At 51.5% G+C, this 25,311-nt stretch carries 21 protein-coding genes and 1 tRNA gene; 9 read left to right on the forward strand and 13 right to left on the reverse strand.

Features of this window, described 5'->3' with window-relative positions; all coding sequences use genetic code 11:
• Window positions 1-174: 174 nt before the first annotated feature.
• From C7A19_RS01710 to C7A19_RS01720, 3 genes are all read right to left on the reverse strand, one after another.
• Window positions 175-393, reverse strand: a complete 219-nt coding sequence (locus C7A19_RS01710; RefSeq protein WP_069361744.1) for a hypothetical protein — start codon at window positions 391-393, stop codon at window positions 175-177.
• Between the two features lie 71 nt (window positions 394-464).
• Complete coding sequence (locus tag C7A19_RS01715) at window positions 465-1,922, reverse strand: PLP-dependent aminotransferase family protein (RefSeq protein ID WP_235614244.1); 1,458 nt, start codon at window positions 1,920-1,922, stop codon at window positions 465-467.
• A 158-nt stretch (window positions 1,923-2,080) separates the two neighbouring features.
• Window positions 2,081-2,167 (reverse strand) — tRNA-Leu (locus C7A19_RS01720).
• A 217-nt stretch (window positions 2,168-2,384) separates the two neighbouring features.
• On the opposite strand from C7A19_RS01720, the gene C7A19_RS01725 reads away from it, so the two are divergent.
• From C7A19_RS01725 to C7A19_RS01755, 7 genes are all read left to right on the forward strand, one after another.
• Window positions 2,385-2,876 carry an RDD family protein gene (locus C7A19_RS01725; RefSeq protein ID WP_077459654.1) on the forward strand — a complete coding sequence of 164 codons (492 nt, stop codon included), beginning with the start codon at window positions 2,385-2,387 and terminating at the stop codon, window positions 2,874-2,876.
• Between the two features lie 510 nt (window positions 2,877-3,386).
• Entirely contained in the window at window positions 3,387-4,829 is a 1,443-nt protein-coding gene (locus tag C7A19_RS01730) for a YfcC family protein (protein WP_116643995.1), read from the forward strand.
• Window positions 4,830-5,369: 540 nt separating this feature from the next.
• Complete coding sequence (arcA, locus tag C7A19_RS01735) at window positions 5,370-6,590, forward strand: arginine deiminase (RefSeq protein WP_116643996.1); 1,221 nt, start codon at window positions 5,370-5,372, stop codon at window positions 6,588-6,590.
• Window positions 6,591-6,646: 56 nt separating this feature from the next.
• On the forward strand, window positions 6,647-7,609 hold the full coding sequence (arcC, locus tag C7A19_RS01740; protein ID WP_116643997.1) for a carbamate kinase: 963 nt from the start codon (window positions 6,647-6,649) through the stop codon (window positions 7,607-7,609).
• Between the two features lie 27 nt (window positions 7,610-7,636).
• Window positions 7,637-8,641 (forward strand): ornithine carbamoyltransferase, encoded by a 1,005-nt coding sequence (gene argF, locus C7A19_RS01745; protein WP_077459420.1) that lies wholly within the window; start codon window positions 7,637-7,639, stop codon window positions 8,639-8,641.
• A 175-nt stretch (window positions 8,642-8,816) separates the two neighbouring features.
• Window positions 8,817-9,305, forward strand: coding sequence for an arginine repressor (locus C7A19_RS01750; protein ID WP_077521713.1), 489 nt, complete (start codon window positions 8,817-8,819; stop codon window positions 9,303-9,305).
• A 68-nt stretch (window positions 9,306-9,373) separates the two neighbouring features.
• The gene (locus C7A19_RS01755) at window positions 9,374-9,766 is read left to right on the forward strand and encodes a RidA family protein (RefSeq protein ID WP_069361728.1); all 393 of its coding nucleotides are present in this window, start codon (window positions 9,374-9,376) and stop codon (window positions 9,764-9,766) included.
• A 120-nt stretch (window positions 9,767-9,886) separates the two neighbouring features.
• Here the strand turns inward: C7A19_RS01755 and idi are convergent, their stop codons facing one another.
• From idi to nudF, 8 genes are all read right to left on the reverse strand, one after another.
• Window positions 9,887-10,435 carry an isopentenyl-diphosphate Delta-isomerase gene (gene idi / locus C7A19_RS01760; RefSeq protein WP_069361727.1) on the reverse strand — a complete coding sequence of 183 codons (549 nt, stop codon included), beginning with the start codon at window positions 10,433-10,435 and terminating at the stop codon, window positions 9,887-9,889.
• Between the two features lie 14 nt (window positions 10,436-10,449).
• Window positions 10,450-11,184 carry a 1-acylglycerol-3-phosphate O-acyltransferase gene (locus C7A19_RS01765; RefSeq protein ID WP_069361726.1) on the reverse strand — a complete coding sequence of 245 codons (735 nt, stop codon included), beginning with the start codon at window positions 11,182-11,184 and terminating at the stop codon, window positions 10,450-10,452.
• Between the two features lie 97 nt (window positions 11,185-11,281).
• The gene (gene parC / locus C7A19_RS01770) at window positions 11,282-13,531 is read right to left on the reverse strand and encodes a DNA topoisomerase IV subunit A (RefSeq protein ID WP_116643998.1); all 2,250 of its coding nucleotides are present in this window, start codon (window positions 13,529-13,531) and stop codon (window positions 11,282-11,284) included.
• Window positions 13,532-13,556: 25 nt separating this feature from the next.
• Entirely contained in the window at window positions 13,557-15,449 is a 1,893-nt protein-coding gene (parE, locus tag C7A19_RS01775; protein WP_116644039.1) for a DNA topoisomerase IV subunit B, read from the reverse strand.
• Between the two features lie 194 nt (window positions 15,450-15,643).
• Window positions 15,644-16,231, reverse strand: coding sequence for an esterase YqiA (yqiA, locus tag C7A19_RS01780; RefSeq protein ID WP_162300230.1), 588 nt, complete (start codon window positions 16,229-16,231; stop codon window positions 15,644-15,646).
• Window positions 16,225-17,049 (reverse strand): 3',5'-cyclic-AMP phosphodiesterase, encoded by an 825-nt coding sequence (cpdA, locus tag C7A19_RS01785; protein ID WP_077650655.1) that lies wholly within the window; start codon window positions 17,047-17,049, stop codon window positions 16,225-16,227. The genes yqiA and cpdA overlap by 7 nt, the downstream gene beginning before the upstream one ends.
• Before the next feature lie 22 nt (window positions 17,050-17,071).
• The gene (locus C7A19_RS01790) at window positions 17,072-17,518 is read right to left on the reverse strand and encodes a DUF1249 family protein (protein ID WP_077459426.1); all 447 of its coding nucleotides are present in this window, start codon (window positions 17,516-17,518) and stop codon (window positions 17,072-17,074) included.
• A gap of 13 nt (window positions 17,519-17,531) precedes the next feature.
• Window positions 17,532-18,170 (reverse strand): ADP-ribose diphosphatase, encoded by a 639-nt coding sequence (nudF, locus tag C7A19_RS01795; protein ID WP_116644000.1) that lies wholly within the window; start codon window positions 18,168-18,170, stop codon window positions 17,532-17,534.
• Window positions 18,171-18,443: 273 nt separating this feature from the next.
• On the opposite strand from nudF, the gene tolC reads away from it, so the two are divergent.
• Complete coding sequence (tolC, locus tag C7A19_RS01800; RefSeq protein WP_116644001.1) at window positions 18,444-19,757, forward strand: outer membrane channel protein TolC; 1,314 nt, start codon at window positions 18,444-18,446, stop codon at window positions 19,755-19,757.
• Between the two features lie 80 nt (window positions 19,758-19,837).
• Here tolC and hldE read toward each other — a convergent pair whose 3' ends face one another.
• Window positions 19,838-21,265 carry a bifunctional D-glycero-beta-D-manno-heptose-7-phosphate kinase/D-glycero-beta-D-manno-heptose 1-phosphate adenylyltransferase HldE gene (gene hldE / locus C7A19_RS01805; protein WP_069361720.1) on the reverse strand — a complete coding sequence of 476 codons (1,428 nt, stop codon included), beginning with the start codon at window positions 21,263-21,265 and terminating at the stop codon, window positions 19,838-19,840.
• Window positions 21,266-21,460: 195 nt separating this feature from the next.
• Between hldE and lpxL the strand changes: the two genes are divergently transcribed.
• A complete protein-coding gene (gene lpxL / locus C7A19_RS01810; protein ID WP_116644002.1) occupies window positions 21,461-22,390 on the forward strand; it encodes an LpxL/LpxP family Kdo(2)-lipid IV(A) lauroyl/palmitoleoyl acyltransferase in 930 nt (309 codons plus the stop codon).
• 56 nt (window positions 22,391-22,446) lie between these two features.
• Here lpxL and glnE read toward each other — a convergent pair whose 3' ends face one another.
• Window positions 22,447-25,293 (reverse strand): bifunctional [glutamate--ammonia ligase]-adenylyl-L-tyrosine phosphorylase/[glutamate--ammonia-ligase] adenylyltransferase, encoded by a 2,847-nt coding sequence (gene glnE, locus C7A19_RS01815; RefSeq protein ID WP_116644003.1) that lies wholly within the window; start codon window positions 25,291-25,293, stop codon window positions 22,447-22,449.
• Between the last annotated feature and the right edge of the window lie 18 nt (window positions 25,294-25,311).

Consider the following 25,311-nt stretch of genomic DNA (forward strand, 5'->3'; position numbering starts at 1 on the left):
TCAACAGGAAGCGCAGTATAGAGATCTCAGTTTTTCCCGCAACCCCCAAATATAAAAAAAAAGCGCCTCGCTACCTGTTTGCTCACAAAACAAGCAAAGGTAGCCAAAAGGCGCTTTTCTTGGTGGCGAGCGCATAAGGTGGCTGGTCCTCACGCGCCCTTGTGTGCTCAATCGTTAGTGCGAGTGTGATTGCCGTCTTTCTTCCGCGCGCTCTTTAGCCCGGCAGTAGCGTACTGAGCCCCACGCCATCAGCAAAAGAACAAAAGGGATCGCTCCAGCTGTCCATTGTGCCCAAGTATAGTAGGCAAGTGTTTCTATGATGATGACATGGCCAAGGATCAATAAAGCCGCGCAAATTATCGCAACGACCATCATACTGAGTTCTGATTTCATCCTTTCCCCCTTAATGTTGTGCACGCATTGAGTCTATCGAGGGAGACACGCTGAGGATTAGTACAGATAGTTCAGTATTCAGCTGTGACAGTTGATTGCACAGATAAAGCTGAGAGCGACGTCGCAATCTGTTTGAGCCCCTCCAAGCTTTGAGGATTATTTAGCGCCCCTGTGTTTTGCCTACCCACAACCGACACATTGAGTCGAAAGCAGTGATTGAAGCGTCCGTCACTGGCAAACAGTGCCCCCGGTGCGATAGTCACGCCATATGGCCTCAAAGCTTGAAAAAGTACATGCGTATCGACGCGCTTATCGAGCTCAACCCATAAAAAGTAACCCCCTTTAGGCTGACTAATCCGTGTAGAGGCCGGTAGTAATGCCTTAAGTTCTGTTCGAATCAACGCTTGACGGGCAAACAAGGTTTCGCGCAATCGCCGTAGATGCGAATCATAACCACCTTGCTTTAAATAATCGGCAATCGCCAACTGGTTGGGCGCGCCCACAGCCAAGCTCGAGACAGACTGACGCTTCTCTATTTGCATCGCATAACACCCTGCCGCTATCCAACCAACACGGAATCCGGGGGCCAGCTGTTTCGAAAACGAGCCACAGTGCAGTACGCCGCCCTGTGTATCATACGCTTTAAGCGGCATCGGTCTGGCTTCGGCGAAGAAAAGCTCCCCATAGACGTCATCTTCTATTAACGGTACTTGATACGTCACCAATAAGTTGACGACATCAGGCCTACGTGGAGCAGGTATCGATGCACCGGTGGGGTTATGGAAGTTGCTCATCAACCAACACGCACTGATCGAGTGAGACGCAAGCGCATGTTCCAGTGCATGGATATCGACCCCTGTTTCAGGGTCAACCGTGACGGGAACGGCTTCAAGCTGTAAACGTTCGAGTGTCTGTAACACTCCGTAGAAGGCGGGGGCTTCAATAATCACTTTATCACCTGGCTCGGTCACTGCCGCCAAAGACAGACTCAATGCCTCTATCGCCCCATTAGTAATAATGATTTCATCAATACTGACTTTTATTCCCTGACGAAGATAGCGCTGTGCAATCAGTCGACGTAAACCACTATCGCCCGGCGGTAAAATGGTAAAGTGATCGGGATGAGAGGATTGACGCAGCACGCGCGCCATCGCACGACCCAGCGCTTGCATAGGAAATAGTTGAGGATCAGGAAAAGCGGAGCCAAATGGATAATACGCGCCTTTATGGCTAGCACTGATCACATCAAACACATCTTGATGGGTGTCAAGCCATTGAGATTGCGCTTGTGGCCGCGCCAATGCATCTACCGCGAGCTTGTTATAATGAGGGCGGACAAAAAAGCCAGAGCGCGGGCGCGCCTCAACCCATCCATCGGCTTCTAATTGCTCATAAGCTCTCATTACCGTCATTGGGCTGACATGTTGAAGCCGACTCATCTCCCTCACCGAAGGGATCCGATCACCGACTTGCCAAACACGCTGCTGAATTTGTGTTTCTATCCAGCTGGCAATGTCTCGATAACGCATTTGCACACTGCTACTCCCTGTTATTGCCCTGACGGCGATCATACCTTGGCAAGTAACAATTGACGGGATGGAATGTAGCGGAGTGTGACCTGATCAGCGCTAATCTTTACCCACAACGAAAAAAGCCCCAGTCTTTCGACTGGGGCTTTCTTGGGATTTGGTGCCGAGAGAGGGACTTGAACCCTCACACCCGTTAAGGCGGCGGATTTTGAATCCGCTGCGTCTACCAATTCCGCCATCTCGGCAAGTGGGGGCAATTATACGTACCGGCCTTTGGAGTGCAAGCAATAAAAATAAAAATCCGTTCGTTCGCACTATTTTTAACCAATTCAAGTCATTCAGCCACATTGATGCTGAATTTGTCCCCAAAAGACATCGCAAAACCGAGGTAGAAGCTTACTCACTGTCAACCAGTCTATGCTAGGCTAGCAGCGAATTGAGGACTGGGATGTGAACAATCAAATGCAAACTTCTTCTATCGCTTGCCCAACCGCAGGCTTTTTTCGGCGTTTAGCCGCTTGGCTTTATGATCTCCTCGTCGTGGCAGCTTTGCTCATGCTCGCGGGAGGGGGAATGATGGCAGTACTCGCACTGGCACAGGTGCTAGGCATGTCGATTGCGCCTTACCAAGACATCAGTGACTTCTTAACCCATCATCCAATTGTCAATCCGCTTTATACCGCGTATCTGGCCTGTGTCATCGGTGGTTTTTATGGCTACTTTTGGTGCAAGGCCGGACAGACGCTGGGTATGCGCGCGTGGCGACTCAAGCTACAGAACACCGATGGCAGCAATATCCGCCCTACCCAAGCGGTAATTCGTTTGGCCACTGCCTGCTTTGGTCTCGGTAATCTGGTTGTCATCTTTGATATTAATAACCGTGCCTTTCAAGACCACTTCGCCGAATGCGACATGATTGTGCTCCCCAAGCCGGTTAAGAACAAAAAAAACTAATCACCTCTTTCGATTGGGCACCTGCTGCGTGCCCTGCCCTACCTACCGGCTCACCGTTATAAATTGATATAAGACAATAAATAGGTTGATTTTTACCTATTCATCTATCCGCTATATTTTGAGTTTTATTCACCACATGCAAAGCAGCTAATTGACTAAATAATCACAACTTGCACATAAACTCATCTTTAAATCAACCTTCAGCACCGTAAAAGAAGTGCACCCAAGGTTATTTAACCCATAAAAATCCAAGCAGCACAAAAAAAGAAAGTGATAGCTACGCATAAATAACAGTGCTGCATTCATTTTTATTAAAAACATCTGTTTGGTTGCTTATTAACCACCTCGTCTTTTGTGAGATATCACTAAGAAGTAAAAAGGGAACCACTTTTACAATGAATACAAAGCCATGTACCACGGCATAAGAATAATAAATAACGTGAAATTAACGGAATTACCTCAACACGTGTAGCGCACTATAGATGCTAATAAGAGGTATGAGGAGAAAGTATGAGTACTCACAGTGTTCCCGAAAAAAAAGGCTGGCTCTCGAACTTAAAGTTCCCGTCTGCCTATACCATTCTATTCATTCTTATCGCCGTCGTCGCCGCCCTAAGTTGGGTGGTGCCCGCCGGGCAATACGACCGCACTCTTAACGAAGAACTGGGTCAACAAGTGCCAATATCAGGTACTTATCAGCAAGTTGAAAGTAATCCGCAAGGTATCGTTGATGTCCTTTTGGCCCCCATTGATGGCTTTTATAACCACCAAACGTATGAAGCCGCCGCCATTGATGTCTCGCTGTTCATTCTGATCATTGGTGGCTTTTTAGGGCTGGTCACCAAAACCGGTGCCATTGATGCGGGGATTGAACGCGTCACTAAACGCCTAGAGGGACGCGAAGAGTGGATGATCCCCATTTTGATGGGCTTATTTGCCGCCGGGGGCACAATTTATGGTATGGCGGAAGAGTCATTGCCTTTTTATACGCTACTCGTGCCAGTGATGATGGCCGCGCGTTTTGACCCTGTGGTGGCAGCGGCAACGGTACTGCTTGGGGCAGGGATAGGTACGTTAGGCTCAACCATTAATCCCTTTGCGACCGTCATTGCCGCCAATGCAGCTGGGATCCCTTTTACTGATGGTATTCTGCTTCGCCTTGCCATCCTCGTCATTGGCTGGTTTATCTGCGTCGCTTATGTCATGCGCTATGCACGTAAAGTGCGGGCTGACCAAAGCCAATCCATTGTTTATGACCAGTATGAAAGTAATAAAAAACATTTCCTTGGCGAGCACGATGATAATCAAAACTTAGACTTCACCGCCACACGTAAGGTCATCCTTACCATTTTTGCCGGTGCATTCGCGGTCATGATTTATGGCGTCTCCTCGCTCGGGTGGTGGATGGCAGAGATCTCCGCCGTCTTCCTGGGGGCTGCGATCATCATTGGCTTGATTGCACGCATGAGCGAAGAAGAAATCACCACCAGCTTTATTGATGGGGCAAGAGACCTACTCGGTGTAGCGCTGATCATCGGCATTGCCCGTGGGATCGTGGTGATTATGGATAAAGGCATGATTACCGACACCATCCTTAATAGTGCCGAGAGCTTAGTCAGCGGTTTATCTTCTTTCGTCTTTATTAACGTGATGTATTGGCTGGAAGTATTACTGTCATTCTTGGTGCCTTCCTCATCTGGCTTGGCAGTGCTCACCATGCCAATTATGGCGCCATTGGCCGACTTTGCGAACGTCGGGCGTGAATTGGTGGTAACCGCCTATCAATCGGCTTCGGGGATCGTCAATCTCGTTACACCTACCTCCGGCGTAGTCATGGGGGGTTTGGCCATTGCCCGCGTGCCTTATGCGAAATGGATAAAATGGATCGCCCCCTTGCTTGGCATTCTTACCATTATGATCATGGCCATGCTTAGCCTTGGCGTCATGTTATAATATCAGTCATCAACTTAGCGTAGCGCGCACTGCTATCAAGCAGTGCGCTTTTTTATATCTATCACGTCCCCTGCTACCCGCACCCCCCTTCCCCACTTCGTTCACACTGAGATTACATTATTAACACAAAGCGATTTAATACCGATCGTCATCACAAATAAAAACAAAAATCGGTCGGCATTTGTTAAATATAAAAACCACTAAAGATAATCATTCATTTGATCCGCATAAGGTGAAAAGAGAACAAAATACAAAAGGCATAAAAAGTATAAACCCACCGCTAAAAACCTAGCACTTTAAAAATAATACCACTAAGCACTCAGTAAAAGTGACTAAGTATTAAAAATCATTTTTTAATACTGCCATAAATACCATTAACACAGGGTAAAAACCCCGAAACGGAGGCAATGGTTTCAATGTGATCTAGCTTCAAGTTCAACCGGCTAACCGCGTTAGAATAAATCTGTACCCAATAATAAACCTGCACTTTTTATTTCCCTTCCGATAAAAAGCCAAGCAGAGATATACGGAGAAAGAAAGATGAACAACTTCTATGTCGGCTCTGAAATTGGTCAATTACGCACCGTGATGTTGCACCGCCCCGAGCGTGCTTTAACCCACCTGACCCCCTCAAATTGTCATGATTTACTTTTCGACGATGTTCTGTCAGTGGAACGTGCGGGTGAAGAGCATGACAAATTCGCTCAAACCCTACGCGATCAGGGCGTTGAGGTGCTATTGCTGCAAAACCTGCTTGCCGAAACCCTGGATGTCCCCGAAGCCAAAGCTTGGTTAATGAACCTTAAGATCTCGGACTATACCTTTGGCCCTTCGTTTGCGAACGATATTCGCTGCTACCTCAATGATCTCCCCCACCAGGAGCTCGCATCGATGTTCTTAGGGGGGCTAGCGTACTCCGAGCTACCGATTACCACCACCTCCATGTTACAAGCGATGCATGCCCCATCGGACTTTATCATTGACCCCTTGCCTAACCACTTATTCACACGTGACACCTCGTGCTGGTTATATGGTGGTGTGTCGATTAACCCCATGGCCAAGCCCGCACGTAAGCGTGAAACGAACCACTTGCGTGCCATCTACAAATGGCACCCTCGCTTTGCGAACGGCGACTTTATTACCTACTTCGGTGGCGAGAACATTGATTATGACAATGCCACCATTGAAGGCGGCGATGTCACTGTCTTAGGGAAAGGCGTGGTATTGATTGGCATGTCTGAACGCACTACGCCACAAGGGGTGGAAAATCTCGCATCCAGCCTGTTCAAACACGGCCAAGCCAAGCAAGTGATTGCCATGGAGCTGCCAAAACATCGCTCCTGCATGCATCTGGATACCGTGATGACTCACATGCGTGAAGACACCTTCTCGGTGTACCCCGAAGTGATTCGCAAAGACATCCAATGTTGGAGTCTGACCGGTGACCGTAGCGGCCACCTCAATGTGCGCGAAGAAGACTACTTCCTCACCGCCATCGAAAAAGCCCTCGATGTCGGCCCACTGAACCTGATCACCACGGGCGGCGATAGCTTTGAAGCGGAACGTGAACAGTGGAATGACGCCAACAACGTCTTGACCGTTCGCCCAGGTGTGGTCGTCGGCTACGAGCGCAACACTTATACCAACGAAAAATACGACAAAGCCGGGATCACTGTTCTATCCATTCCGGGTGATGAGCTGGGTCGCGGGCGCGGCGGCGCACGCTGCATGAGCTGCCCGATTCATCGTGATGGTATTTAATCCTCGCATGGGCTGAGCGCCTGGCTCAGCCCCCACCGACTGTAGAGAGTATGATTATGAATAAACCCACTGTCGTCGTTGCATTAGGTGGCAACGCCCTCCTGCGTCGAGGCGAGCCTTTAGAAGCCGACATTCAACGCGCCAACATTGCCAAAGCGGCGAAAACCATCGCGGCAATTGGTGAGCAATACAATGTAGTGCTCGTCCACGGTAATGGCCCTCAAGTTGGTTTACTGGCCCTGCAGGGGCTCGAATACAAATCCGTGACACCTTATCCTTTGGACGTGCTAGGTTCAGAAACCCAAGGCATGATTGGCTATATGCTGATGCAAGAGCTACATAACTTAGCGCCAGACCAACACGTGTCTTGCATGCTGACCCAGATGACGGTCGATCCTAACGATCCTGCGTTTGCGAATCCCACCAAGCCAATAGGCCCGGTATATGACCAACAAGAGGCCGCCCAATTGGCCGAAAAGTATGGCTGGGATATTAAACCGGACGGCCAATATTTCCGTCGGGTGGTACCTAGCCCGCAACCCACTGGCATTATTGAGGATGATGCCATTGCCAGTTTGATCAAACAGGGGCATTTAGTGATTTGTACCGGCGGTGGCGGTATCCCAGTCATTCAAGAGGAGGGGCAACTCAAAGGTATTGAAGCGGTCATAGATAAAGATATGTCTGCTGCGTTTCTCGCCCGTCAAATCAATGCCGATGCGCTGCTTATTTTGACCGATGCCGACGCGGTTTACCTAAATTATGGTGAGCCCAATCAACGCGCACTCGCCGACACAACGCCCGACGCTCTCAGCCAATATACCTTCGATGCCGGCTCTATGGGGCCAAAAATCGATGCCTCCTGCGAGTTTATTCGCCAAGGCGGCAAGCTAGTAGGGATTGGTGCCCTCGAAGATGGCCTTGCGATTTTGGCAGGCCAAGCCGGCACACGTATTCGTCCACATTCAGTCAATAACAACAATATTTCTCACGGCCAACCTGCGCCTGCACAAGCCTGAGACCCATAACAAAGAGGATTGCCCATTATGGCTTTTAACCTACGCAACCGTAACTTCTTAAAACTGCTGGACTTCACACCTCGTGAGATCCAACACTTTATCGACATGGCGATTGAACTCAAAAAAGCCAAATACAACGGTTATGAAACACCGCGTCTGAAAGGTAAGAACATTGCTCTGATCTTTGAAAAGTCGTCAACACGCACCCGTTGTGCCTTTGAAACCGCTGTGTTTGATCAAGGCGGCCAAGTGAGCTACATCGGCCCAACAGGCTCACAAATTGGCCATAAAGAGTCGATGAAGGACACCGCTCGCGTATTGGGGCGGATGTATGACGGCATTGAGTACCGTGGCTTTGGCCAGGATATTGTCGAAGAGCTGGGTGAATTTGCCGGCGTGCCAGTGTGGAATGGGTTAACCACTGAGTTCCACCCCACCCAAATTTTGGCTGACTTAATGACCATGCTCGAACATGGCCGCGGCAAGCAGTTACACGAAATGCGCTTTGCATACCTCGGCGATGCCCGCAACAACATGGGAAACTCCCTGATGGTCGGTGCCGCGAAAATGGGAATGGATATTCGCTTAGTGGCTCCGAAAGCATTCTGGCCGGAAGAAGATCTCGTCGCACAATGCCGCGAAATCGCAGAGCAAACCGGCGCACGCATTACGCTCACCGAAGACGTACAAGAAGGCGTGAAAGATTGTGACTTCTTGTACACCGATGTCTGGGTGTCGATGGGAGAGTCTAAAGAAGCGTGGGACGAGCGCGTCGCGATGATGAAACCCTATCAAGTTAATAAGGATGTGGTGAAAGCCACGGGGAACCCGCACGTGAAATTCATGCACTGTCTCCCTGCCTTCCATAATAACGAGACCACAGTAGGGGCAGAAATCGAAGAAAAGTATGGGTTAAAAGGCCTAGAAGTCACCGAAGATGTGTTTGAGTCAGACTGCTCGATTGTGTTTGACGAAGCAGAAAACCGCCTCCACACCATCAAAGCGGTGATGGTTGCCACCCTTGGCGATTAACGCCATCTGACTCTGGGCGCCGCTCGGCGCCCTATTTCTCAATATTGATACCACCCAGTGACACCCATCAAAGTTTCCTTTAAAAGCAACTGATAGCATATGCGATTGAATCACGCATTATCAGCTTTATACACTGATATCGACGTGAAATGCCGTTTATTATAAGGGGTTGCCCGTGGTTAATGATGCAATTCTATCGGTAGAAACCGCCACACCGGAGGACGATATCCTCTCTGCGTGTCGACACCTGCTGCAAACGCAAAGCTTTACCACCCAAGACGCCGTGCGCCAGCAATTGGTTCAACTTGGCTATCTTGATGTCAGCCAGTCGACCGTTTCACGCCTACTATCCAAGCTCGGCGTCGCCAAAGTGCCCAATGCACATGGGCAAAAGGTTTACGCGCTCAGTGGAGAGATGGAGCCTGTCTACGCGGTATCTTCTGTCGGCTCGCAAATCGATGACATCACCTGTAGCCAAGCCATGGTGGTCGTGAAAACGCATCCAGGCGGCGCACAGTTGATCGCTCGCTTACTCGACTTGCACCGACATCCTTTGATCTTAGGAACGGTTGGCGGGAACGATACTGTCCTGGTGGCCCCCCGCCAGCTCAATGAGCTTGCTGCCTGCGAACAAGTGGTTCGAGACCGCCTCGCCCCTGAGTAAACGGCTTTACGTGGCAAGCTAACCGTTGCAGACTATAGGTGTCGCTTTTTATAACAAAGGAACTAACAATGACCCAAGTACTGCAAACCGAGCAGGCACCAGAAGCTATTGGTCCGTATTCGCAAGGCGTTGACCTTGGCAACATGGTGCTGACCTCAGGTCAAATTCCCGTCAACCCAGTGACTGGCCAGATCTCGCCTGAAATCACCGCACAAACACGTCAGTCTCTCGACAACGTTAAAGCAGTGGTTGAAGCTGCTGGGCTTAAAGTGAATGATATTGTTAAGCTCACTGTGTTTGTCAAAAATATGGAAGACTTTGCCGATGTCAACAAAGTGTATGGTGCGTTCTTCGATGAGCACGGTGTGGAAAGCTATCCTGCTCGTTCATGCGTTGAAGTCGCACGCTTGCCCAAGGATGTTGATATCGAAATTGAAGCGATTGCGGTGCGCCAAGCCTAATTGGTAAGCGACGGCAACGAAAAGCTATTTCAGCGAAAAGCTACTTCAACCAAAAGCTAATGCAAAACCGGCGCCTCCAGGCGCCGCTTTTTTATCTCGTGGTTGCATAGCGCACGCTTATCAACAGCGCGCCATCACATCGATACGTGATAAAACGTCAGCAAACCAAGCGGTGAAGCGCTCGGGAGCATCCACCATCGCCTGCTTGACTTCCCCTTCAGACCACCAGCGGCAGTCTGCTACTTCATCTGGGTTAGGGATCATGTCGACATGGCTGACTTCACAGGCGATGACTTGGTCCCATTCATGCTCTATCAACCCGTTATCCAACTCGGCACGGTATTCAAAACACGGGCCCAGGGTAAAATCAAGCGGGCGCGCAATGCCTAGCTCTTCGTATAAACGCCGTTTCGCCGCCGCTGCAACCGGCTCATCTTGTTTGGGGTGCGAGCAGCACGTATTGGTCCACAGCCCGCCACTGTGATACTTGTCCAACGCGCGACGCTGCAGCAAGTACTCACGCTCACCCTGTTCGTTGCAACGAAACAACATCACTGAGAAGGCCAGGTGCAGCCATCCTTGCTGATGGGCCTCCAACTTTTCAGCGATCCCTTGAGGTTCACCGCTCGGTGAGACCAAAACCACATGGTGGCGCTGGGTTGAAGTCATAAACCTATCCTCAATTAGCGAACGCCTTGGTTGCGCTCCGCCACTTCTGCATCAAGCTGTTCGAGCTTGTTTTTCATCACCTGATGGCAATGCTTAGCGAGGTCACGGACATTGTCTTTATCGTAGCCCGTTGACGAAATCGGCGCCATCACTTCAACAATCACATGGCCGTTGTTCCAACGGTTCGCTTTTAGGTGATGTGTCGAGCTACATACGATTGGAATCAAGGGGACGTTCGCGCCAATAGCAGCATGAAATGCGCCGGTTTTGAAAGGTAACAAACCACGTCCACGTGAGCGTGTCCCTTCAGGAAATAACCATACGCTCAATTGTTTGGCTCGGATTTTCTCTGTCACCTGTGCAATGGTGCCCATAGCTTTACTGCGATTGGCGCGATCAATCAACACGTTGCCCGTGAGCCAATACAGCTGGCCAAAAATGGGGATCCATAACAGGCTTTTCTTACCCACGGTGACCGCGCCAGGCATCAACGCATTCGATAAGGTCACCATATCCCAATTACTTTGGTGGTTGGCAATACACACGCTAGCGCCAGGCTCACGCGGGGCCCCTTCCGCGAAGCGCAGTTCAAGGCGAATCCCAAACAAAACAGAGAGGCGTCCAAACCACTTACTGATATGGTAGCAATTACGAGGATTGCGAGGGCTTAACAAGCAATACAACCCACCAAAAACAAACAGTAAAACAGCGACAATCAATAAAGCCAGCAGTCGCACGACAAAAATCATTTCTCTCTCCAAAGAGCAGGCGTGAAAGGCGAGTCAGTATACCGATTCAGCGCAAAAATGCACCCGCTCCGCCCCTGGATTCAGGGGCGGTAGCGACTTAGCGTTCGGGCAGGATCTCGATGTGATCAACACGCTGAAGACCACGCGGCAGCATACTACCTCGTCGACCTCGCTCGCCACGATAAGGCGTGAGATCATCCGGTTTTAAGGTCAGTTTGCGTTTCCCAGCATGCAAGGTCACCCCGGCATTGGCCGGCACCACATACAGTTGGCTTAACACTTCTTCACGTGATTTGGCACGTGCGCCAGGAATATTAATGATCTTATTCCCTTTCCCTTTACTCAGTTGCGGAAGCTCATGGACCGGGAACACTAGCATGCGGCCTTCATTGGAAATCGCGACAATCAAATCGCTTTCCAAATCCACAACCTGGCGTGGCGGCATCACTTCAGCCTGATCAGGCACGGTCAGTAAGGCCTTACCGCTGCGGTTTTTGGATAACATATCCGCTTGCTTACAGACAAACCCATAACCGGCATCCGAGGCCACTAAGGTGAACTGTCCCTCATCGGCCATTAGTACATGACGAATCGACGAGCCTGGGGTGATATTAATTCGCCCGGTAATCGGCTCACCTTGGCTGCGTGCTGATGGCAAGGTGTGCGACTCTATGGCATAACTGCGACCATCAGAACCCAGGAAAACCGCGGGTTGATTACTTTTGCCCGGTGCTGCGTCGAGGAACTTATCGCCTGCTTTGTAGTTAAGGCCAGAGGCATCCACATCATGCCCTTTGGCGTGGCGGATCCACCCTTTATCTGAGAGCACCACAGTGATGGGTTCGCTGGGGACCAAGTCACGCTCGGTTAACGCTTTGGCCTCTGCTCGCTCAACCAGCGGGGAACGGCGGTCGTCCCCGTATTTTTCCGCATCCGCGAGGATTTCTTTTTTGATTAAGGTATTCAAGCGACGATCGGAGCCAAGCAGTTTCTCGAGCTTATCGCGCTCTTTGCTCAATTCATCTTGCTCACCACGGATCTTGATTTCCTCAAGCTTGGCTAACTGGCGTAATTTGATCTCAAGGATCGCCTCTGCCTGTTTCTCGCTCAAACCAAAACGTGCAATCAGCTCGGCTTTTGGCTCATCCTCACTGCGGATGATTTCAATCACCTCATCAATGTTCAGGTAAGCGGCGAGTAAGCCCTCTAGAATATGCAGGCGAGCGAGGACTTTTTCCAGCCGATGTTCAAGGCGACGTCTCACCGTCTGGCGGCGGAACGTTAACCACTCAGATAAGATGCCCTGTAAGCCTTTAACTTGCGGGCGTCCATCCAGGCCAATCATATTGAGGTTAACGCGGTAGTTCTTCTCTAGATCGGTCGAGGCGAACAAGTGATCCATCAGTTGATCACAATCGACACGGTTAGAGCGCGGCACAATCACAATCCGGGTAGGGTTTTCATGATCCGACTCATCACGGAGATCGTCCACCATCGGCAGCTTTTTCGCCCGCATTTGATTGGCGATTTGCTCTAGCAGCTTAGCGCCCGACACTTGATGAGGCAGCGCAGTGATCACGATTTCATTGCTTTCTTTATGCCACAGCGCGCGCATTTTGATAGAGCCACGGCCGCTCGCATAGAGCTTTTTCAAATCTGACTTCGGCGTGATCACTTCCGCTTCGGTGGGGTAGTCAGGCCCCTGCACATGCTCCAGTACACCGTCTAAGTCCAGGCTCGGCTTATCGATCATTGCGGCCAAGGCATTGGCAAGTTCACGCGCATTATGTGGCGGAATATCTGTCGCCATCCCGACCGCAATCCCGGTGATCCCATTAAGGAGAATATGCGGTAAGCGTGCCGGCAAGGTTTTAGGCTCTTTCATGGTGCCATCAAAATTTGGCCCCCATTCAACCGTCCCTTGCCCGAGTTCTTGCAGCAACACTTCAGAGAAGCGTGATAAGCGTGATTCCGTGTAACGCATCGCCGCAAACGATTTAGGATCGTCAGGCGCCCCCCAGTTACCCTGACCGTCCACCAGCGGATAACGATAGGAAAACGGCTGGGCCATCAATACCATGGCCTCGTAACACGCCGAATCGCCATGAGGATGGTATTTACCCAATACATCCCCGACAGTACGCGCCGATTTTTTATATTTTGCCGTGGCCGATAGCCCCAGCTCTGACATCGCGTAAATGATCCGGCGCTGCACTGGCTTTAAACCATCGCCGATAAACGGCAGTGCGCGATCCATGATGACGTACATCGAGTAATTGAGGTATGCGTCCTCAGTGAACTGGCGCAGAGCAAGCTGCTCTACCCCATCATAAGTCACCTCTGTCATGCGAATTAGATCCCGTTATAGTAATTTAGATATCGATAAGCTCGGCCATATCGCCTTTTTGCTGCAACCAATGACGGCGGTCCTCTGCCCGTTTTTTACCCAGCAGCATGTCCATCAGTTGCTGCGTCTGCTCATCATCATCAATGGTGAGCTGAACCAGGCGACGGGTATTGGGATCCATAGTGGTTTCACGCAGCTGTAATGGGTTCATTTCCCCCAAGCCTTTAAAGCGTTGCACATTGATTTTGCCGCGTTTATTGCTCAAACGCTCAAGGATCCCTGCTTTTTCATCTTCATCCAAGGCATAAAAAACCTCTTTGCCACAATCAATGCGGTAAAGCGGCGGCATCGCCACGTACACATGGCCAGCCTGAACCAAGGATCTAAAGTGCTGCACAAAGAGTGCACATAGCAAGGTCGCAATATGTAGGCCATCGGAGTCCGCATCGGCGAGGATGCAGATTTTATCGTAACGAAGATTGCCCAAGTCCCCGGAGTCAGGATCAATGCCCAACGCCACTGAAATATCGTGTACTTCTTGGGAGGCCAGCACTTGATCGGCGGAGACTTCCCACGTATTGAGGATCTTGCCTCGAAGCGGCATCACCGCTTGAAATTCGCGATCCCGAGCCTGCTTAGCTGACCCACCTGCCGAGTCCCCCTCGACCAAAAATAGCTCGGTGCGACTCGAGTCTTGCATCGCACAATCTGTGAGCTTTCCGGGTAGCGCGGGGCCTGATGCCACCTTCTTACGCACCACCTTTTTCGCGGCACGCATACGACGATGGGCACTGGCAATACACACTTCCGCCAAACGCTCAGCAAGGTGGGGACGCTCATTGAGCCACAAACTAAAGGCATCTTTGACCACCCCAGACACAAACGCCGCACATTGACGAGAGGACAAGCGCTCTTTGGTTTGCCCCGCAAACTGAGGGTCTTGAATTTTAACCGAGAGCACGTAGGCACAACGCTCCCAGATATCGTCGGCGGTCAGCTTAACGCCGCGAGGGAGGAGGTTACGGAACTCACAGAATTCGCGCATCGCTTCCAGCATCCCTTGGCGCAAGCCATTCACATGCGTGCCACCTTGTGCCGTTGGGATCAGGTTGACATAGCTTTCTGTGGTTAGCTCGCCCCCTTCAGGTAGCCAAATGACGGCCCAATCCGCCGCTTCGGTCTGACCACTGAATTCGCCGATAAAAGGTGTTTCTGGCAGGACTTCATAACCTTTAACACTGTCAGCCAGGTAGTCTTTCAATCCATCTTGGTAACACCAGGACGTGGTCTCGTCGGTGTTTTTATCATTGAGGTTTACCGTCAATCCCGGGCACAGCACCGCCTTGGCTTTTAAGATGGTTTTAAGACGGGCCAGTGAAAACTTGTCAGAATCAAAAAATTGGCCATCTGGCCAAAAGTGAACGCGCGTGCCACGGTTGCGACGACCACAGGTACCGGTCACGGTTAAATCTTGTACTTTGTCGCCGTTTTCAAAGGCAATGTCGTAGACTTGACCATCGCGCTTAACGGTAATCTCTACCCGATGAGACAGCGCATTGACTACGGAGATCCCCACCCCGTGTAAACCACCGCTAAATTGGTAGCTTTTGTTGGAGAACTTACCGCCCGCATGCAGTTTGCATAGAATCAGCTCAACCCCAGAGACGCCCTCTTCGGGGTGAATATCAACCGGCATACCACGACCATCATCAATCACTTCCAGTGATTGGTCGGCATGGAGAATCACATCAATCTTGCTGGCATGGCCGGCTAACGCTTCATCAACACTATTGTCGATGACTTCCTGCCCAAGGTGGTTAGGGCGACTGGTATCTGTATACATACCGGGGCGTCGGCGCACGGGCTCGAGCCCATTGAGGACTTCTATCGATCCTGCGTTATAATTTTGTTCTGTCATAATCGATTGGCTTAATAAATGTGATGACATGGTCAGCAAGGGGGATCCGCTTGTCAAGCGCGGTGCCAGATTGCCACAAGTTTCTGTGAGCTGCTATCCGTCTGCTGGGAAGTAAAGGCTAAGATAGCACGAGCCTGCGTCTGCGTGCCTCTGTTTCAATGCCTCTGTTTCAATGCCTCTGGCGTGATAGTGCGCTAGATACCAAGAAACTGGAGGATATCCCCACAGTAACGTTCAAAGCCCACAAAGCTATGGTCGCCTCCCGGCTCAACCGTTTGTTGACTGGCACTGAATTTTTCCACTGCTTGGCGATAGTCCAGCACCTCATCACCTTCCTGTTGCAATAACCAAAATCGCTCAGGATGAGATAAGACAGGCACATCAATCTCACGCAGGGCGTGGATATCGGCGGCCTCGAGGGTGTAGCGTTCTTGGGTGTAAGGATTAACTTGTTCCCCAACATAATCTTGCAAGAGATCGTAAGGGCGAACCGCGGGGTTAACCAGTACAGCGGGTAGTTGATAACGCTCACTCAGCCAGGTAGCCAAAAAGCCCCCCAACGAACTTCCCACCAAACCCAGTCGATGGGTTTCGCTAAAGCGCGTGATCAGTTCTGTCAGCAACTGCACGGTGGGCTCAGGGTGACTGGGCAGTTGTGGCACCAACACCTCAATATCACTACGATGTTGGGCGCAATAGGCTTGCATCTGTCTCGCCTTTAACGATTGCGGCGAGCTGTTAAAGCCATGAAGATAAAGCAACGCTGATGGCATGATTAATATCCGCTGGAATCGAAGTCTGGCCGAAAATGCTGACCGGTTATACGCACCACTTGCGTGTCTACGCGTCCGTCGTCATACAGCTCAAGCCAGCGCCAACCTGGGTTCTGGTTGTCGAGCGCAAAGTCGTGTGAGTCCGGCATAAACTGGATACAGGTGGAGGGCGCCGCCATCACACGAGTGCCTTGATAACCCACATCCAATGCCTGATGAATATGCCCACACACCACAATTTTCGCTTGAGGGTGACGCGCCATCACTTGCCAGAATGCCTCTCGATTAGCCAGTTTGTGCTGATCTAACCAGGTGCTTCCTGCATCCAGCGGATGGTGGTGCAGCAACACCAACGCATGACGTTCAGGGTGCGCGCTTAAGTGTGTATCCAAAAGGTTCAGTTGCGCTTGTGATAACTCACCGTGCGGCACTCCGGCCACCTGACTGTCGAGCAGCACCATTTGCCAGTGCTCTCCCAACAGGACTTGCGAGCAAGAGCGAAGGGTATTTGACTGTAATACCGCGCTCATTTCTGGCTGATAATCATGATTTCCCGGAAGCCAAAAGCAAGGCTGTGACCACCGGGCGATACCGTCGACAAAACGACGATACGATAAGGCAGAGTGATCTTGGGACAGATCCCCCGTGGCAATAATAGCGTCAAAAGTCGGGTCAGTGGCACTGATGGCATCCAGCACCGCATGGTAGCTGCGAAGCGTATTAATACCCAGCAAGCTACCCTGCTCACTCGCAAACAGGTGTGTGTCGGTGATTTGCAAAAGACGAATACAATCGCCGTCGGCGTTATCTATCTGGCAAGACTGCAACGTTGAAAATACCTTTGCTGGTTTAGTTTAACGATGATTTATACATAGGATCAGACGCCACCACGCCACGACGTAAGCAGTGGCCAAGCCAATCCGATAAAAATGCATTAACCTGATGTTTTTCGTCGCGCTGATGCATACGCGGATTCGGGTAATCATAACGTGGTTTTAAGCGTGAAATCTGCTGCGTGGTACACACTTCCGCGACCCGTGCATCGTGATACAAGCGCACTGTCAGGTTAGCACGTAAGTAATCGGGTGCGGCGCCTGGGCTCAACTGCGCAATATCCAGTAAGGTGGTATAGCGGGTTGACTCACGCACGACCAAGGCATATTCCTGCCCTTGGATATCGTATCGACACACCTGTCCCACCTCGTCACGCTTGGGCATCAAACGGACAAGTTTGGCATAGTTGGTTTCATACAAGCGCATCATCGCTGGCAAGTCGACGCGATATTCTGTTTTCACACGCACCTACTGTCTATTTACTGTTTTGTTCATTATAGCTTTGACGTAACCGACTGACATTGAGTTCCAACCATTGCAACGCAATGATTGAGGCGGCGTTTTCAATCTCGCCATCAACCACTTTTTGATAGGCGTGCTGGCGAGACAATCGATGCACCAAAATGTCTTCGTTTTCACTGTCGAGGCCGTGTACGCCTTCAGCTTCCGAGGCATCAACAATCGCGACAAACACATCCAACTGTTCAGAGCAGCCACCAGAGCTGGATAAATAACGGGTAACACGCTCCATTTGATGCAGTAATAGCCCCGCTTCTTCTCGCGCTTCACGGTGGGCAACCTGCTCGGGGGATTGGTCTTTGTCTATCATCCCAGCCACAATTTCCAGTTGCCATGGTGTCGCGCCTGCTGCCATCGCCCCCACACGGATTTGCTCAAGCATCACCACTTCATCACGTACGGGATCATACGGCAAAACAGCCACCGCGTGGCCACGTTCAAACAACTCCCGCACCACAGAGCCACTCCAGCCGCCTTCAAACAAACGATGGCGAAACTGATAGCGCTGAATGGAAAAGAAACCTTGATAAAGCGGCGAAATATCCTCGATCACAATATCGTCGCGATCGAATTGTCCGGGCGGATAGTCTGACATGCGGGCTCCTTATCCTCGCTGACACGAGCTGACGAACTGAAGTGCTGAGTCACGCCTAGACCCGCTGGCCTGTGCCGATCGGCAACGCGCGTCTTTCTCGCACCCCACAAACTTAACTTTTTTGATAAAAGTTACAACTATTTTTCAGTCCCATTTGCAAATTGGATAGTTTACACTCAATGTCCTAACAAATTGTCAGTTTCACGCAAGCATAATTGCGGTAAGCTAGTGGACGTTTATTTATCCAATCGCACAGATTCAGGGATTCCATCTATGAAAAAATTGCTCCCTTTGGCGTTAAGCTTGGCACTCGGCAGCGTAAGCAGTGCAGCCCTTGCCGATGATCTCGCCCAAATTTATCAACAAGCGAAGCAAAGCGATCCCACTCTTAATCAAGCGGCCGCCGAGCGCGACGCAGCGTTTTCTGCCGTCGATGCGACCCGTGGCACCTTGCTACCACAAATCGCATTAAATGCGGGATACGCCATTACCCGTAATGATACGGATAACAAAAGTGATAACGATGTCACCAGTGCCGATATCAGCTTAAGCCAACAGCTTTTCAAACGTGATAGCTGGATCAACCTGGATATCAGCGAAATGCAGGCGCGCCAGCTAGATGCGACCTATGCTGCCCAGCAGCAAGGATTAATGCTACGCGTGGCACAAGCCTATTTTGACGTGCTCCGCGCCATGGACAAGCTTGAGTTTATTCAGGCAGAAAAAGCGGCCGTGGGCCGTCAGCTTGAGCAAACCAAGCAACGTTTTGAAGTGGGCCTTTCGGCGATTACCGACGTGCACGACGCTCAAGCGCAGTATGACGCTGTGCTCGCCGATGAAATCTTGGCCGAAAATGCGCTCACCAACAGCTATGAAGGCTTGCGAGAGATCACCGGCCAAGCCCCGAGAGACTTGCGCGTACTGGACACTGACCGCTTTAGTGCCAGTAACCCGCAGCAGCAACCGGCCGCGTTGGTCAAAATCGCCGAAGAGAAAAACCTCGAGTTGCTCGCCAACCGCATTGCCCGTGATACCGCCAAAGAGCAGATTAAGCTGGCCAAAACCGGCCACCTGCCCACGCTGACCTTCAGCGCACAATACGGGATGACGGATAGGGATAATCAGCACAACGATGCTTTTTCTAGTGATTCCAACCAAGGCACTGCCAGCCTCGATTTTAGCTTGCCACTGTTCACTGGCGGCAGCACCTCGGCCAATGTGGAAAAGGCGCAGCATGAGTATGTGGCCGCGTCACAAAGTCTGGAAGCCAAATACCGCAGCACGGTAAAAGATGTGCGCGCCTTCTATAACGACATCAATGCCTCAATTGGTGCCCTGCGTGCCTATGAGCAAACCGTGGTTTCTGCGCGCTCTGCGTTAGAAGCGACAGAAGCCGGCTTTGAAGTGGGTACACGTACCATTGTCGATGTTTTGGATGCCACGCGTCGCCTTTACGATGCCAACCGTAACCTTTCCAATGCGCGCTATGACTATATCCTAAGCCGTTTACGCTTACACCAAGCGATGGGCACCTTGTCTGAGCAAGACTTGCTCGACATTAACCAAGGGCTGGTGAAACAAGAGTGATTCACGCTTAAGGCTCGAGAACGCAAAAAGGTGCCGACGGGCACCTTTTTTATTGTTTTCAATTGATAGGGCAAGAGGCGCTATTGACCACGCCGAATTGACTCAATGATTTCTGTGGTGGAGCAGCCATCTTCAAAGTTAAGCACCTTGACCTCTCCCCCGTTGGCGAGCACCGCCTCGGCACCGGCAATCTCGTTAACCTGATAATCACCGCCTTTAACCAGCATATCGGGCAAGACTTCGCCAATCAGGCGCGCGGGGGTTTCTTCACCAAAAGGGACCACCCAATCGACCGCGCCCAGCCCTGCTAGCACTGCCATCCGTCGATCGGTTGGATTAACCGGGCGGCCAGGCCCTTTCAAAGCCTGTACCGATGCGTCGGTGTTCACCGCCACAATCAAGCGATCGCCCAGTTTGGCGGCCTCATTAAGGTACGCGACATGGCCTGCATGCAAAATATCAAAGCAGCCATTGGTCATCACCACTTTCTCACCTCGCCCTTGAGCGACATGCACCGCATCAATCAGCTGCGCTTCGGTGGTGACGCCAAAACCAGACTCGTGCGATCCGTGTACCGCTTCGGTTAGCTCGATAGTGGAGAGGGTTGAAGTACCCAACTTGCCCACCACCACACCGGCAGCGGCATTAGCCAGTGCACAGGCTTGCTCTATCGGTTTGCCCGCGGCCAAAGATGCTGCCAGTACCGATATCACGGTATCGCCAGCCCCTGTGACGTCGTACACTTCTTTAGCAAGTGTCGGCAAGTTCAGCGGCGCGGCATCCGGGCGCAGCAATGTCATCCCATGTTCACTACGGGTGACCAACAAGGCACCAAGCTCGTACTGCTTAATCAGCGCCAGGCCTTTTTCTTCCAAGCTTTGATCGTCCGTCACTGTGCCTGCTACGGCTTCAAATTCAGTTAGGTTTGGCGTCAGCAGACTGGCGCCACGGTAGCGTTCAAAGTCCGTGCCTTTAGGATCCACTAAGGTGGTGACACCCGCTTGTTTGGCGGCCTGAATCAATGTTTGTACCTCGGCCAGCGCGCCCTTGGCATAGTCCGATAAGATCATCGCCTGCGTCTTGGGCAGTGCCGCTTCGACTTTGGCCAGCATGGGTGCCACATCCACCCCCGCAAATCCCTCTTCAAAATCCAGACGAATCAACTGCTGGTTACGGCTCATGACTCGAAGCTTAGTAATGGTGGGATGCGAGTCCAGCGCCACAAAATCACAGTTAACATTTAACGAGTCGAGGGTTTGCGTGAGCGCGTCAGCCTGTTCATCCTTGCCCGTCAGACCAATCAGCTGAGTCTGTCCACCCAAGGCTGCGATATTCATCGCCACGTTTGCCGCGCCACCAGGGCGTTCTTCCGTTTGGTTGATTTTCACTACGGGGACAGGCGCTTCTGGGGAAATGCGTCCAGTCGGTCCATACCAATAGCGATCGAGCATTACATCGCCGACGACCAGAACATTGGCTTGGCTGTAGTCAGGAAGGCTGAGTTTCATCTGGATCTCCGAATACTGTCGTTACCGAGCGATAGTAGCATAGCCATAGGCTAAATGGGGCGCTCTCAGTCGTGTGCTGCGCACAATCTCAACACTCACTGCGCACACTCGCGCAGGACAGCGCCAAGAATTTACTCTACAATGGCGCGGGCCTTACGGCTCTTTCTGGTTTGGTTTTCATGAGTCATTAACGCTATGAGCGATTTTTCAGCCCCCACTTTTCGCCTTGGATTTCTTCACCCTCGCTATCTTCATACCTGGCTCGGCGTCGGGTTAATGTATATGGCTAGCTGGCTGCCTTATCGCGTCCAATTTTATATGGGCCGCAGCTTGGGCCACTTGATGCATACACTAATGAAACGCCGCGTTAAAATTGCCGAGCGTAATCTGGCGTTGTGTTTCCCTGAAATGAGTCCAGCCTCGCGTCAAGCGATGGTGAAAGAGAACTTCGCCAACTCCGGCTTGGCCCTTTTTGAAACCTGTATGGCATGGTTTTGGCCTTCTTGGCGCATCAAAAAACATATGGTCTATGAAGGCCTAGACCAACTAAAACACTTAGAAAGTCAGGCGCAAGGTGTGCTCTTAATCGCTGTCCACTCGATGAATTTAGAACTCGGCGCGCGTGCCTTAGGAGAGGTCACGCCGGGCGTGGGTGTGTACCGCCCTAACAATAATCCTGTTTATGATTGGTTCCAGTACCGTGGCCGGACGCGACACAATGGCGCTATCGACCGAAAAGACGTTAAAACCATGATTCATCACCTCAAACAAGGCGATAGGATGTGGTATGCACCGGATCATGACTATGGACGACGCCGCTCAACCTTTGCGCCATTATTCGCCGTTAATAAAGCGTGTACGACCACAGGGACACACTTGCTCGCGCATGCCGGTCACGCCACTGTGGTCCCGTTTTCGATTGTGAGAGATCGACGCGGTGGCCAGTACCGGATAACCATTCATTCTCCGCTGCAAGATTTTCCCAACGACGCCGATGCGGCTGCCGCTGTGACCAATCGCGCGGTTGAGCAATTAATCTTACAAGCCCCTGAGCAATACATGTGGTTGCATCGCCGTTTTAAAACTCGCCCAGAGGGTGAACATTCCTTATATGAGGGAATATAGTCCCATACAGGCCGCCAATCGCGGCCTGATGGTTGAGGCAAGGCGCGCTACTTCACTTACCCATCAAACCACTGTTGCCAAGCTTGTTGCACGGCTTCGCGCTCATCGATAAAGGCATCAGCCTCCACCTTGCCACTCTCACCCGCCAAATGGCTGCGATGAAGCGCATTGCGCATCCGCGTATAGGCCGACTTTAACCCCGCCGCCTGCGCCAGTGGCATCACCTCCAGGTCTCCGGCTTGCTCAAAAATGCGCGCATTATCGCTGTAACGGGTTAACGCAGGTTGTGTGGCACTGTTGCCGAGTACCAGGTACTGGGCTAAGAACTCGATATCAGTGATCCCACCGGCGTCTTGTTTGATGGAGAAGGTCTCTTTTTGTCCTGTCGCTTTATACTGACGCATTTTTTCTCGCATGCCACTGACTTGCTCTCGTAATGTCTGTGTGTCTCGCGGCGCAGCGAGAATATGATGGCGCACCTGGGTAAACGCCGACTCAAGCTGAGGATCACCATATATCATGCGCGCACGCACCAACGCTTGGTGCTCCCATGTCCAGGCTTCGTTTTGCTGGTAATCCGCGTAAGCGTCCAGTGTACTGACTAGCATTCCAGAGGTGCCAGAAGGGCGAAGGCGCGTGTCTATTTCATAGAGTACCCCAGAAGGTGTACGCGTAGAGAAAAGATGGACGATGCGCTGGGCCAGACGCAGATAAAACTGCCGACCATCAATCACTTTGCGTCCGTCAGTCTCAACATCCGCGGGGCAATCGTGGAGAAAAACCACGTCGAGATCGGAATTATAACCCAGCTCCCATCCGCCTAACTTGCCGTAGCCAATCACCGCAAAACCACGCCCCTCTCGCTCGCCTAAGTGTGTCGGTTGGCCATATTTTTCCACCATTTGGTGCCAGGCCTGATTAACCACCGCCTCCACAATCGCTTCGGCCAAGTAAGTCAAATGATCACTGACACGCATCACGGGCAGCACACCCGCGATATCCGCCGCGGCAATTTTTAATAACTGAACTTGCTTAAACTGACGCACCGCTTCCATTTGTTGCTCCATATCCTCAACCGGGATACGGGCAAGATAATCGCGTAATTCGCTGCGATAGGCATCGGGCGCTAAAGGTTGATACAAATGGGTTAAATCGAGCAGCTCATCCAGTAGCAAAGGATAACGTGCTAACTTCTCTGCTACCATCGGGCTGGCCGTACAAAGCCGCAACAGCTGATCGATCGCCCCGGGGTGCTCATCCAACAGCTCTAAGTAGGTCGTCCGTGTCGAGATATTGAGTAATAGGTGGGTGATATGTGGCAACACCTGCTGCGGTTGCGGTAACGTCAGTAGCTTGCTTAACATCACCGGCATCAGACGGTTGAGCACCTCACGTCCTCGCGGCCCCACTGTGCGCTTAGCCAGCTCTTGTTTAAACGCCAATAACTGCTCAGCAATATTGGTGTCCGGTAGATCTAAGCCCGCTAAGATCAAGTGGGCGTTTTCTACATCGCGCGCCATCGCCCATAGATCATGATACTCAGTGTCGACATCCGTCTCTGTTTCTTGCTCATCTTCGCCAATCAAGCCGGAAAATACCTGATTAACCGCTTGCATATGCTGGGTGATGTCGGCCTGTAAGCGCGTCCAATCATTGACCCCCATGGCGTGACAAAGCCGCTCACGATCAAGGTCGTTATCGGGCAGGGTCTGCGTTTGGTTGTCATCAATCGCTTGTAGGAGGTTTTCTACCCGGCGCAAATAGCAATACGCGGCCTTTAATTGGCTTACCTCAGCGGTGGGCAATAATTCCAGTTCCGCAATCGCATCTAAGGTGTCGAGTAAGCCGCGCTGGCGCAAACTGGGCTCTCGGCCGCCACGAATAAGCTGAAACGACTGAGCAATAAACTCAATCTCCCGAATGCCTCCTGCACCCAGCTTAATATTGTCGGTTAAGCCACGCCGGCGTACCTCTCGTTGGATTAACTGTTTCATCCGCCGCAACGCTTGAATGGCACTAAAGTCGATATAACGACGGAAGACAAACGGGCGTAGCATCTGGCGTAAGGTTTGATAGCAGTCATACTGCTCTTTACCCATCACGCGCGCTTTCACCATCGCATAGCGCTCCCAATCACGCCCTTGTTCTTGGTAGTAATCTTCGAGTGCGGAAAAGCTCATCACCAAAGGGCCACTATCGCCAAAGGGACGCAGGCGCATATCAACCCGATAACAAAAACCGTCCACCGTGGGTTGATCAAGTGCTTTGATCAAGCGCTGTCCAAGCCGAGTAAAGAATTGCGCATTGGCGATGCTTTTTCTCGCGCCCTGGGTTTCTCCCGCCTCAGGGTAGGTAAAGATCAGGTCGATATCTGAAGAGAAGTTAAGCTCGCCGCCACCGAGTTTACCCATGCCCAAAATCAGCATCGGCTGCGGCTCACCCTCAGGGCTCATAGGGGTCCCCCAGTCGTGACAGGCGCGCTGATAGAGCCATTGATAAGCCGATAAGATTTGCGCTTCCGCAAGGGCTGATAGATGCTGTAAACCTTGCTCAACCGGCCATTGATTGTGGATCTCTTGCCACGCTATCCATACGAGCTCACGCTGGCGATGCCGACGGAGTTGACGGTGAAACTCGCTCTCATCCGTTACCGCGTCCAACGCCTGGCTCAACTCCGCTTGGTATGTCTGCTCACGCGAGGCTTGCTGGTGATGCTGATACAGCCAGTCGAGAAGTCCAGAGGTTTGGGTTAATGCCTTGGCGATAAACTCGCTACACGCTAAAGCCTGCTCGAGTTGCTCACGCGCCGTGCCTTGCCACTGCGGCACGGCCTCCGGGGCAAATTCGTTTAATCGTGTCCAGTGCTGATGCAAGCAAGCGGCAAGCGAGTCAGAGAGTACCATGGGCAGTCCTTTTGCTAT

Source organism: Salinivibrio sp. HTSP (assembly GCF_003390965.1).
GTDB classification, from domain to species: Bacteria; Pseudomonadota; Gammaproteobacteria; order Enterobacterales; family Vibrionaceae; genus Salinivibrio; species Salinivibrio kushneri.